The sequence below is a fragment of the Pseudotabrizicola sp. genome (genome assembly GCF_030684215.1).
Classification (GTDB): Bacteria; Pseudomonadota; Alphaproteobacteria; order Rhodobacterales; family Rhodobacteraceae; genus Pseudotabrizicola.
Genome location: NZ_JAUXOV010000073.1, coordinates 170,010 through 188,532, shown reverse-complemented (window position 1 = coordinate 188,532; position 18,523 = coordinate 170,010). Strand labels below are relative to the sequence as shown.

Genomic DNA, 18,523 nt, shown 5'->3' with positions numbered 1-18,523 from the left:
TGAAATACATCTTTGAGCAAGCCATCGTTTGCGCGTAGCCTGACCAGAACATGGGAGGCTTTATGAGCGCGAGTGAAAAGCAGGTCGGAGCAAATCCAGCCAGCGAAATCATGGAACTGGACCTGTCAGACCTGCGGGCCGCGCTTTCCGCCGGCTGGCGTGATTTTCTGGCCGCACCGCTCTATGGGGTGATGTTTTCATCCGTCTATGTCGCGGCGGGCTGGCTGATCACCTATGCGCTGCTGGCCAAGGGGCAGGTGTGGTGGACCATCATCGCCGGGGCAGGTTTCCCCATTCTGGGTCCGTTCATCGCCTGCGGGTTCTATGAGGTATCACGGCGACTGGAGGCCGGGGAGCCACTGGATCTTGCCGGGGTCGCCGGGGTGATTTTCTCCCAGAAGGATCGTCAGATCCCGTCGATGGCGGCGGTGGTGGTGGTGTTTTTCCTGTTCTGGAATTTTCTGGGCCACATGATCTTTGCCGTGTTTCTTGGCAATGCCACGATGACCAATATCTCCAGCAGTTTTGCGGTGTTTCAGACGGCTCAGGGCATGATGATGCTGGTGGTTGGCACGAGTGTCGGGGCCGCCTTTGCGGGCACGCTGTTTGCGTTGACGGTGGTCAGCCTGCCGTATCTTCTGGACCGTGAAGTGGATTTCATCACCGCGATGATCACCAGTTTTGCGGTTGTTACGCAAAACCCAGGGACGATGCTGGTCTGGGGGCTGGTGATTTCGGCGCTGTTGTTTGCAGGCATGGCACTGGGGTTTCTGGGGCTGCTTGTGGTGCTGCCGGTGCTGGGCCATGCGACATGGCATCTGTATCGCCGCGCACTGGCCTTTGACTGACAGCGTGGCCTAAACTGGGGAAGCCATCGGGGAACATGCAAAAGGCGCGCCCGTTATGGGGCGCGCCTTTGTGTCTGGGGCCGTGGTGACGGGTCTTAGACGCCGTCGGCTGGCTTTGGAGCCGGAACCGCAGTTGCGGCGTTCGGTGGGGCCAGTTGTGGCTGTGCGATAGGGGCCGAGATACGGCCTTGTGCCAGCGGGTCTTCCTGACGCTGAACCGAGCCTTCAAAATGGGCACCGGATTCAATCGCGATGGTCTTGTGGATGATATCACCCTCAACCCGCGCAGTCGCGGTCAGGCGGACCTTGAGCCCGCGCACCCGGCCAATCACCCGGCCATTGACCACAATATCATCGGCCACGATTTCGCCGCGGATCGTGGCGCTTTCGCCCACGGTCAGCAGATGGGCGCGAATGTCACCCTCGACCGTGCCTTCGACCTGAATGTCGCCGGTGGTACGCAGGTTGCCCACGATCGTGAGATCAGAGGACAGGACGGATGCGTTAACTTTGCCCTTCGGGGCTGATGGCGTGAAGTCCATGTTCGGTTTCGAAGCCTGGGTTTCGGGGGCCTTGGACTTGTCGTCTGCCTTCGGCCCGGGTTCATTGATTCGGCTCTTAGAAAACATGGTTCGCTGCCTTTATGAAGGTCATCGGGTTCACGGCTCTGCCGCCGATGCGGATTTCGTAATGGAGGTGGGTTCCGGTGGACCGACCCGAATTGCCCATATCACCGATCCGGTCGCCACGCGATACCCTATCGCCAACCTTTACGCGGATCGCAGACAAGTGAGCATAGCGCGTTTCGATTCCGAATTCATGCCGGATCTTCACCAGACGGCCATAACCCGACGACCAGCCCGCATCTGTCACCACACCATCGGCGGTGGACAGAATCGGCAGACCGTAAGCCCCGGCCATATCTGTGCCTTCATGCATCCGCCGCCCCATACCTTTTGGGTCGTTGCGGGTGCCAAAGCCACTGGTCCAGCGGAAGTTGCCTTTGACGGGCATCGCAAAGGGCGCTTTGAATGCGGCGAGACGATACAGGTTCATCCGGTCCAGCCCCTGCAGAATCGCATTCGCGCGCTGCTCGTCCGGGTTGGAGACGGAGCCTTTGGTCGACACCGAAAGCGGGGTCAGCGGCCCACCCTGACCGGAATAGCCGCGCCGCACCTGGTTCAGCAGGTCATCGGGCGACATGCCTGCCGCGCGGAACATCTTGTCCAGCGGCTCCATGGAAACGCTGACAGCTTCTTCCAGCTTGGCAAAAATCTCGTTGTTGCGGGTTTGCAGGGCCTTTTTCTCGGCCAGCACAGTTTCGACACGTTCGGCGGATTTGGCGGCGGCACCTTCCATCACATCGCGCTCTTGCGCGGTGGCGGACAAGGCACCAGCCAGAATATCCACCGTGGCCATCGCATCCTTGGCACGTCCTGCGTCTGATTTGGTGGTGCCGTTTTCCGCGACTTGCGCGACACCTGCGGCCTCGGCATGTGCGCGGGCCTCGTCGCGTTCCTTGATGGTGCGGCGCAGGGTGTTCTGGATCACGTCGATCCCGGTTTCCAGCTCGCGGCGGCTGTCTTCTGATGCCAGCAGGCGGCCCTGCATTTCGGCGACCTGTTGCAGCGCAAGGTTGAACCGTTCCTGTGCGCCTGCCGCCTCATCGGCGCGGGCGTCGCGGTCTTGGCTCAGGGCGTTCAGGCGTTGTTCGTAAAGCATCTGCTGGCGTTGCGCCTGATCGCGGCCTGATCCGGCGCTGATCGAATCCATCAAGATGATCGCGGTGGCCAGAATGGTCCAGCCCAGCACAACCGCTCCCCCCGCCATGGCCACGGCCTGCGTGGTCGGGCGAAGACGGATAAAGCGGGTTTCGGTGTCAGATTTCAGAAACAGACGTTGTTCGGGAAAATACCGCTCAAGTCCAAGATTGATGCGATAGGTTAGTCGCGTGAGCACTGCTGGCGTTCCGTTCGTAAGACACGGGAAGGGCGAATGCCCGCACCTCCCATGCGGGGGGCAAGCGCCTTCTGATTAGCCATCGCTTTACGATATCGCAACAATTTTGACCGCAGCCTGCCGTTATCCCGCCGTTCGCCGGGATAGATCGGCGAGTTCCCGCCGATTTGCCTTGGCTGATTTCACGCAGGGTCGGGCGCGGTTTCGGTCAGGGGCCAGTAAAAATCCGGAGGCAGGCCCGCATCGGCGCGTTTTTCTTCATTGAACGGGGGTTTGAGCGTACCGTGAAAGTAATGGCGCACCAGCCGGTGAAACACCTCTTTCGGGTCTGATCCTTCGCGCCCGCACAGCCAGTTGAACCATTTGGAGCCATAGGCAACATGGCTGACTTCTTCGGCATAGATCACCTCTAGTGCCGCCACCGGCCCGGCCTCTCCGGCTTTGCGGAAAAGATCTATCATACCCGGCGTCACGTCCAAACCCCGTGCCTCCAGCACCATGGGCACAACGGCCAGACGTCCATGCAGATCGGTGGCGGTGTCGCTTGCCGCGCGCCACATCCCGGCATGGGCGGGCATGGCGCCGTAATGGCTGCCAAGTGCTTCAAGACAATCAGCCATCAGGTTGAAATGCTTTGATTCTTCATCTGCTGCCTTCACCCAGTCATCGTAAAAACCCAAGGGCATCGGATGATCGGTAAATCGTGCGACGATATCCCAGTGCAGATCAACCGCGTTCAGTTCGATATGCGCCACCGCATGCAGAAGCGCTGCGCGCCCGGTGGGCGATCCGGGACGGCGGCGCGGCACATCGCGCGGGTCCAGAAGTTCTGGCCGCTCGGGGCGGGCGGGCGCATCGGGCGGGGTCGCCTTGCCGATCGGCAGCGGGGAGCCGGCGGCGCGCGACGCCATCCATTCGGCAGCATGCGCACGCGACAGCGCGCATTTTGCGCGGCCGTCTGCGGTGGTCAGCACCTGCACTGCGCGTTCGGCAAGGCTTGCCATCACAGCGCCAATGCTGCGGCCAGCACCTCGTCGGCATGGCCCTTCACTTTGACCTTTGGCCAGACGCGGGCGATCCGCCCCGACCCGTCGATCAGGAACGTGGCGCGCACGATGCCCATATAGATCTTGCCATACATGCTTTTCTCGGCCCAGACGCCGTAATCTTCACAGGTCTGGCCTTCCTCATCACTGGCCAGAATGATCTGCAGCCCGTACTTTTTACAAAACTTGTCATGGGCCTTTACGCTGTCTTTGCTGATGCCGATGACAGTTGTGCCAGCGGCGGCAAAGTCGGCGGCGCGCGCGGTGAAATCCTGCGCTTCGAGCGTGCAGCCGGAGGTGTCATCCTTTGGGTAGAAGTACAAGACCACCTTGCCGGGGCGGAAGGCTGACAGCGTAACAGCCTCTCCGCCATCACGCGGCAGGGTGAAATCAGGGGCGATGGTTCCCGTCTCGGGGATCTTGGCAGTCATTTCAGCGGCTCCTTGCCTTTTGGGTCACGACCCTTTGCGTTTTAGTTGCCGATCCGCGAAGATAAAGGCAAGCCCAAGAGACAATTGGGATAAGGGGCGAGAAACGGGTTGCCAGTATACGGCGGAAGGGCACAGGCGCGATGACGGACATGTCAGCGCAAGACACCCCGGCACAGGCAGAGGCACGGGGCGACGGGCTGGGGGCAGATATCTCCCGGCCCCGCAAAGCTGGCATGCGCCGTGCGGGCCGCGCCGGTCTTGTGATGCTTTTGGTGCTGGTGGTTGTGGCGGCACTTTCAATGCTGGGGGTGCTGGCGCTGACCGGCAAGCCGATCCGTCTGCCAGTCTGGACTGTGGCCGAGGTCGAGACCCGCGCCAATGCGGCACTGCAGGACGTGCTGCCCGGTGCTGCCGTGTCGGTGGGTGCCATCGAGATCACGCTGGATCAGGACTGGACCCCGCGCCTGCGACTGGAGGACCTGCGCCTGTTGCAAGGGCCGGGCAGCACCTTGCTGGCCCTGCCCGACTTGCGCATGAGCTTTGACGCAGGGGCGTTTATCACTGAACGGCGCTTGCGTCCGGCATCCTTGCGGATCATTGGCGGCGCGGTCACGCTGAACCGGCGCGCGGATGGCAGTCTGGACCTTCAGATCGGCGCAACCGGGCAGGCCCCCCCGATCAACGGGTTAAGCGATCTGTTTGCCCAGATCGACCGGGCCCTGGATACGCCGCTGTTGTCGCGGCTGGACAGGATCGAGGCCGAAGCCGCCAGCCTGACGATGATTGATTCTCGGCTGAACCGCATATGGACGGTGGGTGACGGCCGGATCACGCTGGAAAACCGCGAGGACGCTTTGGCGGCCGAGGTGGGGCTGTCGCTGGCGTCAGAGTCGGGGGAACCCGCTCAGGCGCTGGTCACTCTGGTCCGGCCCAAGGGGCAGGCGTTGCTGCGCGTGACGGCGGCGGTCGAAGGGGTGGCGGCGGCTGATATCGCAGCGCAGACGCCGGTTCTTGGTGTGTTGGGTGTTCTGGACGCGCCGATTTCGGGGCGGATCTCGGCAGAGTTGAACAATGACGGGCTGACCGCACTCAGCGCGCAGATGTCCCTTGGGGCAGGGGCTTTGCGCCCAGACCCGGCAACGCCGCCCATCGGTTTTGACGGTGCGGCGCTGTCTTTGGGCTATGAACCGGCGCGCGGGCGGGTGGTGATCAGCGATCTGTCGATCGAAAGCCGGACCTTGCGGGTCAAGGCGTCGGGGCATTCCTATTTGCTGGGCGATGACGGGGATATTCTGACCGGGCCACTTGGGCAGCGCTTGCCAAGTGGCTTTTTGGGGCAGGTGCAGATTTCGGGCGCAGAGCTTGACCCAGAGGGCCTGTTCGACCGGCCCTTGCGGTTTTCCGGTGGGGCTATGGATGCGCGCCTGACGTTGCAACCGTTCCGGCTGGAAATCGGGCAGGTTGCGCTGATCGAGGAAACCGGCCGCCGCCTGACGCTTGCGGGTGGCGTCGAGGCTTTGACTGCGGGGTGGAGTGTCGCGCTGGATCTGGCGCTGGATGCGATTGCCCATGACCGGCTGTTGCAGGTCTGGCCCAAGGGGGCTGTGCCGGGCACGCGCGAATGGGTGGGGCAAAACGTGGCGCAGGGTCTGCTGACCAACGTCAAGGCCGCGCTGCGTGTGACCCCTGGGCAAGAGCCACGGCTTGCGATGGGGTATGAGTTTGACGGGGCTGAGGTGACTTTCCTGCGCACCTTACCCCCCATTCGCAACGGGCGGGGACGGTCAACGATTGAAAACAACGCCTATACGCTGGTTCTGGATGGCGGCACGGTTCAGGCGCCCGTTGGCGGTAACATTGATGTGGCAGGCTCGGTGTTTTCGGTGCCTGATGTTACAGCCAAACCGGCACAGGCCGAGATCAGGTTGCGCAGCGAAAGTTCTCTGACGGCCGCGCTGTCGCTGCTCGATCTGCCTCCTTTTGGCTTCATGACCAAGGCCGGGCGCGCGCCGGATCTGGGGCAGGGCCGGGCTGTGGTCGACACGCAATTGTCTTTGCCCCTTGTCAGGCGGGTTGAGGTCAAGGATGTGGCCTATCAGGTACGCGGCCAGATTCTGGGCCTGTCATCCGATGCGCTGGTGCCGGGCAAGACCATCACCGCCGAAGGGCTGACCCTGACCGCAGACCCGCAAGGCTTGCGGATAGAAGGGCCGGGGCGGATTGGTAAGGTGCCGTTTGACGTGGCCTTTACCCAAGGCTTTGGCCCCGAGCAGCAGGGCAAAAGCCGGGTTGCGGGCTCTGTCACCCTGTCGCCCGCCACGGTTGCCGAATTCGGGCTGGGCCTGCCGCAAGGCATGGTCAGCGGCTCGGGCCGGGCCGAGGTGGTGATAGATCTGGAACGCAACGCGCCGGGGCGGTTGCGTCTGACATCGGATCTGGGTGGCATCGGCCTGACCCTGCCGCCGGTTGGCTGGACAAAGCCAGCACGATCGGCAGGGCGGCTGGAGGTAGAGGCGACGCTGGGAAGCGTGCCCGATATCACGCGGCTGTCGGTACGCGGCGGCGGGCTGGAAGCAGAGGGTGCCATCACCCTGTCGGCGGGTGGCGGTTTGCAGACAGCGCGCTTTGCAACGGTCAAGCTGAACAACTGGCTGACGGGCGCGGTCACCCTGACCGGGCGCGGCGCGGGACGCGCGCCCGATGTGGCTGTGACGCGGGGCACAGTGGACCTGCGCCGCTTTGACCGGCCAGCTGGGGCGGATCAGGGCAGCGCACAAGCCCAGGGCGCGCTGTCACTGAGCCTTGATCGTCTGATTGTCAGTGAAGGCATTGCGCTGACCGGTTTTCGCGGTGATTTCTCGCAGCGCGGCGGGTTGAACGGCAGTTTTCGTGCCAGTCTCAACGGTGAGGTTCCCGTCACTGGCACCGCCGTTCCGTCGCGCAACGGCATCGCGGTGCGATTGCAATCTGCCGATGCAGGAGCGGCTTTGCGCGCGGCGGGCATCTTTGCCTCGGCCCGTGGGGGCGCTCTGGATTTGCGGCTGACACCCCGGGCGCAAAAAGGGGTTTATGACGGTCGTGCAGAGATTACGCGCCTTCGGGTCCGGGGGGCCAATGTGCTGGCCGAGCTTTTGTCGGCGATTTCGGTCGTGGGGCTGCTGGAGCAGTTGAACGGCGAGGGTATCTTTTTCAGTGAAGCCGAAGCCGATTTTATCATCACACCGCAAGCGATCGAGGTCACGCGCAGTTCGGCTATGGGGGCCAGTCTTGGGGTGTCGATGGCGGGGCTTTATGGCACCCAGACCAAACGTCTGGCCTTGCAGGGGGTTGTGTCGCCGATCTATCTGGTCAATGGCATCGGCGCGTTGCTGACCCGGCGCGGTGAAGGTGTGTTCGGCTTCAACTATTCGCTTGGCGGAACGTCTGACGCGCCACAAGTTCAGGTCAACCCGCTGTCGATCCTGACGCCGGGCATGTTCCGCGAGATTTTCCGCAGCCCCGCGCCTGTGCTGCGCCAAGGCAACTGATTGGGCTATTGATGAAACTGTCTGATTTCGACTTTGATCTGCCCGAAGGGTTGATTGCCACCCGCCCCGCGCGACCGCGCACCGCTGCGCGTCTGCTGCTGGCAGAGGCGGATAACTTCCGTGATCTGCATGTGCGCGATCTGGTGGATCTGTTGCAGCCGGGCGATCGTTTGGTGCTGAACAACACCCGCGTTATCCCCGCGCGTCTGACGGGGCAGCGCACACGGGGTGAGGCGGTCGCGCGCATCGAGATCACCCTTATGGAGCCAGCGGCGACAGGCTGGCGTGCCATGGCAAAGCCCTTGCGCAAGGTCGCGGTGGGAGAGGTGATTGCCTTTTCCCCCCAGCTTTCGGCCACCGTTGCGGAAAAGTCCGACACCGATCTGCGGCTGGAGTTCAACCTGACGGGCGACGATTTCGACGCGGCTTTGGCACAGGCGGGTGCGATGCCCCTGCCACCCTATATCGCCGCCAAACGCAGCCCCGATGCGCAGGATGATGACGATTACCAAACCGTCTTTGCCCGCCACAAGGGCGCGGTCGCGGCCCCCACGGCATCTTTGCATTTTGATGCCGAGCTGCTGGCGGCGCTGCGGGCCAAGGGCGTGCAGTTTACCGAAGTGACCCTGCATGTCGGCGCAGGCACCTTTCTGCCTGTCAAGGTAGAGGATGTAGCCACGCACAAGATGCACGCCGAATGGGGGCAGGTCACGCCCGAAGCGGCGGCCCAGATCAACGCGACACGCGCGGCGGGCGGGCGGGTGATCCCGGTCGGCACCACAGCCTTGCGGCTGATCGAAACCGCAGCGCGGTCGGGCCGGGTGGAGCCGTGGGAGGGACCGACCGATATCTTCATCTATCCTGGTTTCACATTTCACGCGACCGATGCGCTGATGACGAATTTCCACCTGCCGAAATCCACGCTGCTGATGCTGGTGTCGGCGCTGATGGGCAAGGATCGGATGGACCGGATCTATGCCCATGCCATCGCGGGGCAGTATCGGTTTTTCAGCTATGGCGATGCGTCGCTGCTGATCCCCTAGGAGCGGTTTGCGCACTCTGACCCCTGTTCGACATGACATCTTCACGCCATCCGCGTAGCTTGTCTCGACTGACCAAAGGAAGACCACACCATGCTGACCGTTCTGCGCAACACTTGGGCGCTGCTTTTGGGCCTTGGCCTTTTGATGCTGGGCAATGGCATGCAGGGCACGTTGCTGGGCATTCGGGGCGGGATAGAGAATTTCTCGACCTTTCAGATGTCTCTCGTGATGTCGGCCTATTTTGTGGGCTTTTTGTTCGGCAGCCGCCTTGCGCCGTTGATGATCCGCCGGGTTGGGCATGTGCGGGTGTTTGCGGCCCTTGGGTCGTTGATTTCTGCGGTGCTGATCCTCTATGCGGCAGCCCCCGACTGGATGGTCTGGGCGGCCCTGCGGGTGATCATCGGATTTTCGTTCTCGGGCGTGTATATTGCCACTGAAAGCTGGCTGAACAACGCTTCCACCAATGAAAACCGTGGTCAGGCGCTGTCACTTTACCTGATCGTGCAGATGATCGGCATTATAGCGGCGCAGCTTTTGCTGAACGTGGGAGATGCGTCGGGCTATATCCTGTTTGTCATCCCGTCGGTTCTGGTGTCGCTGGCCTTCACGCCGATCTTGCTGTCGGCAAGTCCGGCGCCGGCCTTTGAATCGACCAAGCCGATGTCGTTCCGCCGCTTGTATCAGGCGTCACCTTTGGGCTGTGTTGGTATGTTCCTACTGGGCGGCGTGTTTTCGGCGCAGTTCGGGATGGCGGCGGTCTGGGGCACACAAGCGGGGCTTAGTATTGCCGATCTGACGGTCTTTGTCTCGGCGATCTATGTTGGCGGGCTGGTACTACAATACCCGATCGGCTGGCTTTCAGACCGGATTGACCGCCGCATCGTGGTTTTGTGGCTGGCGGTTCTTGGCGCGGTGGTGCTGATGATTCCGGTGATCTTTGATCCGCCCTTTGCGGTTCTGGTCGGCGTTGCCGCCGTTTGTGGCGGCGTGTCCAACCCGCTTTATTCGTTGCTGCTGGCCTATGTGAACGATTATTTGGATAAGAGTGACATGGCCGCTGCTTCGGCCGGGCTGATGTTCATAAACGGCCTTGGCGCGATCTCTGGTCCGGTCATCACGGGGTGGATGATGGAAGAAATCGGATCGTCTGGATTTTTCCTGTTCATGGGCATTCTGTTCGCAATTCTTGCGGCCTATGCGGGCTGGCGGATGACCCAGCGGCGTGAAACGCCAGAGGTTACGTCCGGCTATACGCCCGTGTCGCCAACCGCGTCTATTGTCGCGGTGGAAACCGCCGCACTGGTTGAGGCGGAAGACGCGCGGCAGGGCAAGGCGCGGAACTGATTTGCCTTTCAACGCTTGCCCTGTCAGGCTGGTTACAAACAGGGGGACGGCATGTCTGATCCGGTAGAGGTTCTGGATTTCTGGCTGGGCGAAATCGGCCCCGAGGGCTGGTATGCGGGCAGCGAAGAGATTGACGACGCCTGCGCGGTGCGGTTTGGCGCGTTGTGGGATGCGCAGAACGACGGTGGGCTGGAACATTGGGTGGATGGTGTGGTGGGCACGCTGGCCTATCTGATCGTCGCTGACCAGTTTTCGCGCAACATCCATCGTGGCAAGGCGCAGGCATTTGCCAATGACCCGCGCGCCCGCGACGCCGCGCGCCGCGCGCTGGAGGCGGGCTGGGATATGCAGGCCCCGGTGCCGGAACGCCAGTTTTTCTATATGCCGTTTGAGCATTCCGAAGACATGGCCGATCAGGATCTGGCGGTCAGCCTGATGGCCGAGCGGATGGAGGGAGCCGCCGAGACGCTGCTGCACGCCCGCGCGCACCGTGAGATCATCGCGCGCTTTGGCCGCTTTCCGTTCCGTAACGCAGCCTTGGGCCGCGACAGCACGGCCGACGAGGCCGCTTTCATGGCCGACGGCGGCTATATGAAGATTGTGAACAAGCTGCGTGACAGCTATGCGCCTGGCGCATAGGGCATAGGCGTCAGCTTCGTTGCTTGGGTTTCAGGAATAGTTTAAGGGTAAACCACTTTTTCCAGGGAGGGACGAATGGCAGCTCAGAGCTTTGATGTGATCGTGGTTGGGGCAGGCCCCGGCGGCTATGTGGCGGCAATTCGCGCCAGCCAGTTGGGCCAAAAGGTCGCGATTGTTGAGCGCGAGCATCTGGGCGGTATCTGCCTGAACTGGGGCTGCATCCCCACCAAGGCCATGCTGCGCAGCGCCGAGGTGTTTCACCTGATGGAGCGGGCCAAGGAATTTGGCCTGACCGCGACAGGGATCGGCTATGACCTGCCTGCCGTGGTGGCCCGCAGTCGGGCCGTCGCCAAGCAGCTTTCGGGCGGCATTGGCCATCTGATGAAGAAAAATAAAGTGACGGTGTTCATGGGCGCTGCCACCTTGCCAAAGGCGGGTGTGGTATCGGTCAAAACCGACAAGGGCACCGAGGAGCTGACGGCCAAGAACATCATCCTCGCCACCGGTGCGCGGGCTCGTGAATTGCCGGGACTGGAAGCGGATGGCGATCTGGTCTGGTCTTACAAGCACGCGCTGGTTGCCACCCGGATGCCCAAAAGGCTGCTGGTGATCGGCTCGGGCGCGATTGGTATCGAATTTGCCAGCTTTTTCAACACGCTGGGGTCAGATACCACGGTGGTTGAGGTGATGGACCGCATTCTGCCGGTGGAAGATGCTGAAATCTCTGCCTTTGCGAAGAAGTCTTTTATCAAGCAGGGCATGAAGATTATGGAAAAGGCGGCGGTCAAGAAGCTGGACCGCAAGCCCGGTGTTGGCGTCACCGCCCATATTGAGGTGGGCGGCAAGGTGGAGTTGCACGAATTTGACACCGTGATTTCCGCCGTTGGGATCGTTGGCAACGTCGAAAACCTTGGGCTGGAGGCGTTGGGTGTCAAGATTGACCGGACCCACGTTGTCACGGATGAATATTGCCGCACCGGGGTTCCGGGCCTGTTTGCCATTGGCGATATCGCGGGCGCACCGTGGTTGGCGCACAAGGCCAGCCATGAGGGCGTGATGGTGGCTGAACTGATCGCAGGCGGCCATCCGCATGCCATCAAGCCGGGCAGCATCGCAGGGTGCACCTATTGCCATCCGCAGATCGCAAGCGTCGGCATGACCGAGGCCAAGGCGAAAGAAGCGGGCCATGAGATCAAGGTTGGGCGCTTCCCCTTCATCGGCAACGGCAAGGCCATCGCGCTTGGTGAGTCGGAGGGCATGATCAAGACGATCTTTGACGCGAAAACCGGCGAAATGCTGGGCGCGCACATGATCGGCGCGGAAGTGACCGAGTTGATTCAGGGCTATGTGGTGGGTCGCGCGCTGGAGACGACCGAAGAAGACCTGATGAACACGGTCTTCCCGCATCCGACCCTGTCGGAGATGATGCATGAAGCGGTGCTGGATGCTTACGGGCGTGCGTTGCATATGTGACGATCGGGGTTAGGGGGGGCTCGCCCCCCCTCGGCCTTTGGCCTCACCCCTGAGGATATTTAGAAACAGAAAATGGGGCCGGGCATGCGGGCTGTTGTGACGGTGCTGGCGGTCTGGTGTGCGGGGCTTGGGGCCGCGGCGCAGTTTGGCAAGATTTCGGTGCTGTTTGAGGCATTGGGCGCGCAATATTCCGGGGCGTCTGCGGTGGCGCTGGGGCTGATCGTCTCTATCGTTGGCATTATTGGCTTGGTGTTTGGCACTACGGCGGGGTTGTTTGTGGCCCGCATCGGGCCGCGCCGGGCCATGGTGGCGGCACTGGTGATGGGGGCCGCCATGAGTGCGGTACAGTCTGTCGGTCTGACCTACGGCGCGATGATTGCCAGCCGCGTGGTTGAGGGCGTGTCGCATCTGGCCATCGTGGTGGTTGGCCCCACGGTTATTGCCGGGCTGGCGGCGGAGCGGTTTCGCGGGTTGGCGATGACGCTCTGGTCCAGCTTTTTCGGTGTGACATACGCGGTTCTGGCGCTTTTGGCGCCACCGTTGATCGCGGCCTATGGCACGGGCGCAGTGTTTGTGGCCCATGCAGTCTGGATGGCGGCCATGGGCATTTGCCTGTGGGGATTGTTGCCGCGTGATCCGCTGGCGCCCAAGATCGCACAGGCCGGGATATTTCGACAGCATGTGGCGATCTATGCCTCGCCACGCCTGTCGGCCCCGGCGATGGGGTTCTTTTGCTATACGTTTCTGTATGTTGCGGTGCTGACTCTTGTACCGCCGGATGTGCCGCTTGCGCAGCGCGCTTTGACGGCGGCGGGGATGCCGCTGATCTCGATTGCCGTGTCGCTGACACTGGGGGTCTGGCTTTTGAGCCGGATGTCGGCGGTGCGGTTGGTGCAATGGGGCTATCTGATCGCAGTGCCGGGCTTTGTGGTGCTGGCGCTGTTCTGGGGGCGGGGGATGGGAATGGTTGCGGGCGCGCTTTGGGTTTCTGCTGCCTTGGGTGTGGTGCAAGGGGCGAGTTTTGCGTCAATCCCCGAGTTGAACCAAAGCGCTCAGAGCCGGGCGCAGGCGGCAGGAGCGATCGCCCAACTGGGTAATCTGGGCACAACGACCGGAACCCCGGTGCTTGCGGCTCTGCTGCTGGGGGCGGGGCCATGGGGGCTGGCGCTGGTGGCGGGTCTGGCCTGTGCGCTTGGTATTGTGCTGCACAGTGTGCAGGCGCGCCGGCGGGCGCGGATGATCTGACAGCTTTTGCGCATGTTCTTAATATGTTCTTAATTTCATCTTGGAGACTCGCGCGAAAGAGCCTATCTGTGTCGCGGTATCACGGGGTAGGTCATGGCGGAACAGAAGTTCATCGAGGTGCGCGGCGCGCGTGAGCACAACCTCAAGAGCATTGATGTGGATATTCCGCGCGATCAGCTGGTGGTGATCACCGGGTTGTCGGGGTCTGGGAAGTCGAGCCTTGCTTTCGACACCATCTATGCCGAAGGGCAGCGCCGATATGTCGAGAGCCTGAGCGCCTATGCGCGTCAGTTCCTGGACATGATGGGCAAGCCTGATGTGGACCATATCAGCGGCCTGTCGCCCGCCATTTCCATCGAACAAAAGACCACCAGTAAGAATCCCCGGTCCACCGTTGGCACAGTGACCGAGATCTACGACTATATGCGCCTGCTGTTTGCGCGGGTCGGCACGCCCTATTCGCCCACCACTGGCCTGCCGATTACGGCGATGCAGGTGCAAGACATGGTGGATGCGGTGATGGCGATGCCGGAAGGCAGCCGTGCCTATTTGCTGGCGCCTATCATTCGCGACCGGAAGGGCGAATACAAGAAGGAGTTTCTTGACCTTAGAAAGCAAGGCTTTCAACGGGTCAAGGTGAATGGCGCGTTTTACGAGCTGGAAGAGCCACCGGTTCTGGACAAGAAGTTTCGCCACAATATCGACGTGGTGGTTGACCGGATCGTGGTGCGTGAGGGGTTGGAGACCCGTCTGGCCGACAGTTTTCGCACCGCGTTGAACCTTGCCGATGGCATCGCCGTGATTGAAAACGCCCCTGCAGAGGGCGAGGGCGATCCTGCACGCACCACCTATTCCGAGAAATTTGCCTGCCCGGTGTCTGGCTTCACCATTGCCGAGATCGAACCCCGGCTGTTTTCCTTTAACGCGCCCTTCGGGGCTTGCCCGGTCTGTGACGGGCTTGGGGTAGAGCAGTTCTTTGACGAACGCCTTGTGGTGCCCGATCAGGGGCTAACGCTGATGCAAGGCGCGATTGCGCCGTGGTCAAAGTCGAAAAGCCCGTATTTCACACAGACCATTGACGCTTTGGCGCGGCACTATGAGTTTGATAAAAAACAGAAATGGAAAGATCTGCCCGCCCATGTGCATCAGCTGTTCCTGCATGGATCCCACGGTGAGGAGATTGATTTTTCCTATGACGAGGGAGGTCGCGTCTACAAGGTGCGGCGGGTGTTTGAGGGCGTGATCCCGAACATGGAGCGTCGGTATAAGGAAACCGACAGCACATGGTCGCGTGAGGATATGGAGCGGTTTCAGAACAATCGCGATTGCGGGGCCTGTGGCGGCTATCGCCTGCGCCCCGAGGCTTTGGCGGTAAAGATCGGCGGCTTGCACGTGGGCCAAGTGGTCCGCATGTCGATCAGCGAGGCGCATGCCTGGATTCAGACGGTGCCCGAGGCGCTGACCGGGCAGAAGAATGAAATCGCCAAGGCAATTCTGAAGGAAATCCGCGAACGTCTTGGATTCCTTGTGAATGTCGGGCTGAACTACCTGACCCTGTCGCGTAATGCGGGCACACTTTCTGGGGGTGAATCGCAGCGCATCCGGCTGGCGAGCCAGATCGGGTCGGGGCTGACGGGCGTTTTGTATGTGCTGGACGAGCCTTCTATCGGCCTGCACCAGCGCGACAATGACCGCCTGCTGACCACGCTGAAAAACCTGCGCGATCAGGGCAATACCGTGCTGGTGGTAGAGCATGATGAAGATGCGATCCGCGAGGCGGACTATGTGTTCGACATTGGTCCCGGCGCTGGAATTCATGGCGGTCGGGTGATCTCGCACGGGACACCCGCGCAGGTGGCCGCCGACCCGGCCAGCTTGACTGGGCAGTATCTGTCGGGTGCTCGCGAAATCGCTGTGCCTAAGACGCGGCGCAAGGGGAGTGGAAAAAAGCTAACCATTGTAGGGGCTTCTGGGAACAACCTAAGGGATGTTACAGTCAGTTTCCCCTTGGGCAAGTTCGTGTGTGTGACCGGGGTTTCGGGTGGTGGGAAATCCACGTTGACCATTGAGACGCTGTTCAAAACTGCCGCTGGCAAGCTGAACGGCGCCCGTGAGACGCCCGCGCCCTGTGAGACGATCACCGGGTTTGAGCATCTCGATAAGGTCATCGACATTGACCAGCGCGCGATTGGCCGCACGCCGCGCAGCAACCCCGCGACCTATACCGGGGCGTTTGGTCCGATCCGCGACTGGTTCGCCGGGCTGCCTGAATCAAAAGCGCGCGGCTATCAGCCGGCGCGGTTCTCATTCAACGTAAAGGGTGGGCGGTGCGAGGCATGCCAAGGCGATGGCGTCTTGAAGATCGAGATGAACTTTTTGCCCGATGTTTACGTGACCTGTGAGACATGCAAGGGCAAGCGCTATAACCGCGAGACGCTTGAAATAAAGTTCAAAAACAAAAGTATATCAGATGTTCTTGATATGACATGTGAGGAGTCTCTGGAGTTTTTCCAAGCCGTTCCCAGCATCCGCGACAAGATGGATGCACTGTGTCAGGTGGGGCTTGGTTACATCAAGGTGGGCCAGCAGGCGACCACTCTGTCGGGCGGTGAGGCGCAGCGGGTGAAGCTGTCCAAGGAACTCAGCCGTCGCGCGACGGGGCGCACGCTGTATATTCTGGACGAACCGACGACAGGTCTGCACTTTGAAGACGTGCGTAAGCTGTTGGAAGTGCTGCATGAACTGGTCGAGCAGGGCAACACTGTTGTGGTGATTGAACACAACCTTGATGTCATCAAGACCGCCGACTGGATCATCGACATCGGGCCAGAGGGCGGCGATGGTGGAGGCCAAGTCGTGGCCGAAGGCACGCCGGAAGATGTGGCGCTGAATGAGGCCAGCCACACCGGTCGCTATCTGAAAGACATGCTCAAACCGCGACGGCATGCGGCAGAGTAGACGCGCGACGCTATGACCCCGTGCAAACTGGTCGGTGTCGGTGGGGGCGCAAGATTGAAACGATGCGGCCCCCTGACCCGGGGGCCGTTATTTCAGCCTTTCTTGAGCGAGCAAGTGTTCAGGCCGAAAATCGAATACAGCGGGCAGGTTTGCATCAGTCCGGTCGCCAACGGGATAATCCCGATCAGATACAGCCAGCGATAGCTGGCGTCTGCGTTCAGAAAGAATCCGGCGATCAGGGCGAGTCCGACGACGATACGCAAAATACGGTCAATGCCGCCGACATTGGTTTTGAACATGGTGTTTTCCTTGCGATAATGATGGTTGGGGATCATGTTTGACCATCCAGATCTTATAAACATATTCAAGAATGATATGTGATCTTGACCTTTCGGTCCAGCGGCAAGTCGACGCAAGTGGGCGCAACGCAAAACGGCGCCCCAAAGGGGGGCGCCGCATTGCCGGGTCAGCCAAGGTTCAGTCCATGGGCTTGAAGTTCAGGCTCGCGCCTTCCTTCATACCCGACGGCCAACGTGATGTGATTGTTTTGGTGCGGGTGTAGAAACGGAACGCATCCGGCCCGTGTTGGTTCAGGTCGCCAAAGGACGACTTTTTCCAGCCGCCAAAGGTGTGATACGCCAACGGAACCGGGATTGGCACGTTGATACCGATCATCCCCACATTAACGCGGTTGGCAAAATCGCGTGCGGTATCACCGTCGCGGGTATAAATCGCGGTGCCGTTGCCATATTCGTGGTCCATCGCGTAACCGAGGGCTTCTTCATAGGTTTTTGCGCGCACGGTTGACAGGACCGGGCCAAAGATTTCCTTGCGGTAAATGTCCATGTCGGTGGTGACGTGGTCAAACAGATGCGGGCCAACAAAGAAGCCGTCCTCATAGCCTTGCAGCTTGAAGCCGCGGCCATCGACGACCAGCTTCGCGCCTTGGGCCACACCAGATTCCACCAGTTTGAGGATATTGGCCTTGGCGGCGGCGGTGACAACGGGCCCGTAATCCACATCATTGCCCGAGGTATAGGGGCCGACCTTCAGCGCCTCGATCCGGGGGATAAGCTTTTCGATCAGACGGTCTGCGGTTTCATCGCCCACGGGCACTGCGACGGAAATCGCCATGCACCGCTCGCCTGCCGCGCCGTAACCTGCGCCGATCAGCGCGTCGGCGGCCTGATCCATATCGGCGTCGGGCATGATGATCATGTGGTTTTTCGCACCACCAAAGCACTGCACCCGCTTGCCGTTCGCACAGCCACGACCGTAGATATATTCGGCTATCGGGGTTGATCCGACAAAGCCGATCCCTGCGATTTCGGGATTGTCCAAGATGGCATCGACTGACTCTTTGTCGCCGTTGATGACCTGCAACACGCCATCTGGCAGGCCAGCTTCCTGCATCAGTTCTGCCAGCATCATCGGCACTGACGGGTCGCGCTCTGACGGCTTCAGGATGAACGCGTTGCCGCAAGCCAATGCGGGGCCCATCTTCCACATCGGGATCATGGCAGGAAAGTTGAACGGCGTAATTCCAGCAGCAACGCCAATGGGTTGGCGCATGGAATACATGTCAATTCCGGGGCCTGCGCTGTCGGTGAATTCCCCCTTCAGCAGATGCGGCGCGCCGATGCAGAATTCAATCACCTCCAGCCCGCGCTGGATATCACCCTTGGCGTCGGGGATGGTCTTGCCGTGTTCCGACGACAGCGCCTCGGCCAGTTTGTCCATGTCGCGGTTCAGAAGGTCGACGAACTTCATCATCACCCGCGCGCGGCGCTGCGGGTTGGTGGCACCCCATTTGACCTGTGCTTTTGCAGCATCTGCGGTGGCGGCGTCCAGTTCCGCCTTGGACGCGAGGGCGACACGCGCCTGCACTTCGCCCGTTGCGGGGTTGAACACATCGGCAAAGCGCCCTGACGTGCCGGGAACATGCTTGCCGTTGATCCAGTGACCGATGTTTTTCATAAAAGCCTCCCTTGAGTTGGGCGCAGTATAGTC

General features: G+C 61.1%; 14 protein-coding genes. 8 read left to right on the top strand and 6 right to left on the bottom strand.

Translation table 11 applies throughout. The annotated features are described in order from the left end of the window. Positions 1-62 precede the first annotated feature (62 nt). On the top strand, positions 63-848 hold the full coding sequence (locus Q8K08_RS17735; protein WP_370870562.1) for a DUF2189 domain-containing protein: 786 nt from the start codon (positions 63-65) through the stop codon (positions 846-848). Between the two features lie 95 nt (positions 849-943). On the opposite strand, the gene Q8K08_RS17730 is transcribed toward Q8K08_RS17735, so the two are convergent. The 4 genes from Q8K08_RS17730 to Q8K08_RS17715 form a co-directional block, all read right to left on the bottom strand. Then, positions 944-1,477, bottom strand: a complete 534-nt coding sequence (locus tag Q8K08_RS17730; protein ID WP_304800007.1) for a polymer-forming cytoskeletal protein — start codon at positions 1,475-1,477, stop codon at positions 944-946. After that, the gene (locus Q8K08_RS17725; RefSeq protein WP_304800005.1) at positions 1,467-2,807 is read right to left on the bottom strand and encodes a M23 family metallopeptidase; all 1,341 of its coding nucleotides are present in this window, start codon (positions 2,805-2,807) and stop codon (positions 1,467-1,469) included. The genes Q8K08_RS17730 and Q8K08_RS17725 overlap by 11 nt, the downstream gene beginning before the upstream one ends. Before the next feature lie 182 nt (positions 2,808-2,989). Then, entirely contained in the window at positions 2,990-3,811 is an 822-nt protein-coding gene (locus Q8K08_RS17720) for a ferritin-like domain-containing protein (protein ID WP_305250983.1), read from the bottom strand. Beyond that, positions 3,811-4,284 (bottom strand): peroxiredoxin, encoded by a 474-nt coding sequence (locus Q8K08_RS17715; RefSeq protein WP_304800001.1) that lies wholly within the window; start codon positions 4,282-4,284, stop codon positions 3,811-3,813. Before Q8K08_RS17715 ends, Q8K08_RS17720 begins: the two co-directional genes overlap by 1 nt. Positions 4,285-4,424: 140 nt before the next feature. Here Q8K08_RS17715 and Q8K08_RS17710 point away from each other — a divergent pair, with 140 nt between their 5' ends. The 7 genes from Q8K08_RS17710 (at position 4,425) to uvrA (ending at position 16,513) form a co-directional block, all read left to right on the top strand. Beyond that, the gene (locus Q8K08_RS17710; protein ID WP_305250981.1) at positions 4,425-7,811 is read left to right on the top strand and encodes a DUF3971 domain-containing protein; all 3,387 of its coding nucleotides are present in this window, start codon (positions 4,425-4,427) and stop codon (positions 7,809-7,811) included. An 11-nt stretch (positions 7,812-7,822) separates the two neighbouring features. After that, entirely contained in the window at positions 7,823-8,854 is a 1,032-nt protein-coding gene (queA, locus tag Q8K08_RS17705) for a tRNA preQ1(34) S-adenosylmethionine ribosyltransferase-isomerase QueA (protein WP_304799783.1), read from the top strand. A 90-nt stretch (positions 8,855-8,944) separates the two neighbouring features. Continuing rightward, positions 8,945-10,198 (top strand): MFS transporter, encoded by a 1,254-nt coding sequence (locus Q8K08_RS17700; protein ID WP_305250980.1) that lies wholly within the window; start codon positions 8,945-8,947, stop codon positions 10,196-10,198. A 51-nt stretch (positions 10,199-10,249) separates the two neighbouring features. Beyond that, complete coding sequence (locus tag Q8K08_RS17695; protein WP_304802239.1) at positions 10,250-10,837, top strand: DUF924 family protein; 588 nt, start codon at positions 10,250-10,252, stop codon at positions 10,835-10,837. A 75-nt stretch (positions 10,838-10,912) separates the two neighbouring features. Next, positions 10,913-12,310, top strand: a complete 1,398-nt coding sequence (lpdA, locus tag Q8K08_RS17690; protein ID WP_305250979.1) for a dihydrolipoyl dehydrogenase — start codon at positions 10,913-10,915, stop codon at positions 12,308-12,310. An 84-nt stretch (positions 12,311-12,394) separates the two neighbouring features. Beyond that, a complete protein-coding gene (locus Q8K08_RS17685) occupies positions 12,395-13,555 on the top strand; it encodes an MFS transporter (RefSeq protein WP_305250978.1) in 1,161 nt (386 codons plus the stop codon). Between the two features lie 93 nt (positions 13,556-13,648). Next, positions 13,649-16,513, top strand: coding sequence for an excinuclease ABC subunit UvrA (gene uvrA / locus Q8K08_RS17680; protein WP_305250977.1), 2,865 nt, complete (start codon positions 13,649-13,651; stop codon positions 16,511-16,513). Positions 16,514-16,605: 92 nt separating this feature from the next. Here the strand turns inward: uvrA and Q8K08_RS17675 are convergent, their stop codons facing one another. After that, positions 16,606-16,812 carry a DUF2892 domain-containing protein gene (locus Q8K08_RS17675; RefSeq protein WP_304804133.1) on the bottom strand — a complete coding sequence of 69 codons (207 nt, stop codon included), beginning with the start codon at positions 16,810-16,812 and terminating at the stop codon, positions 16,606-16,608. A gap of 178 nt (positions 16,813-16,990) precedes the next feature. Then, positions 16,991-18,490, bottom strand: a complete 1,500-nt coding sequence (locus Q8K08_RS17670) for a CoA-acylating methylmalonate-semialdehyde dehydrogenase (RefSeq protein ID WP_304804131.1) — start codon at positions 18,488-18,490, stop codon at positions 16,991-16,993. Positions 18,491-18,523 lie beyond the last annotated feature (33 nt).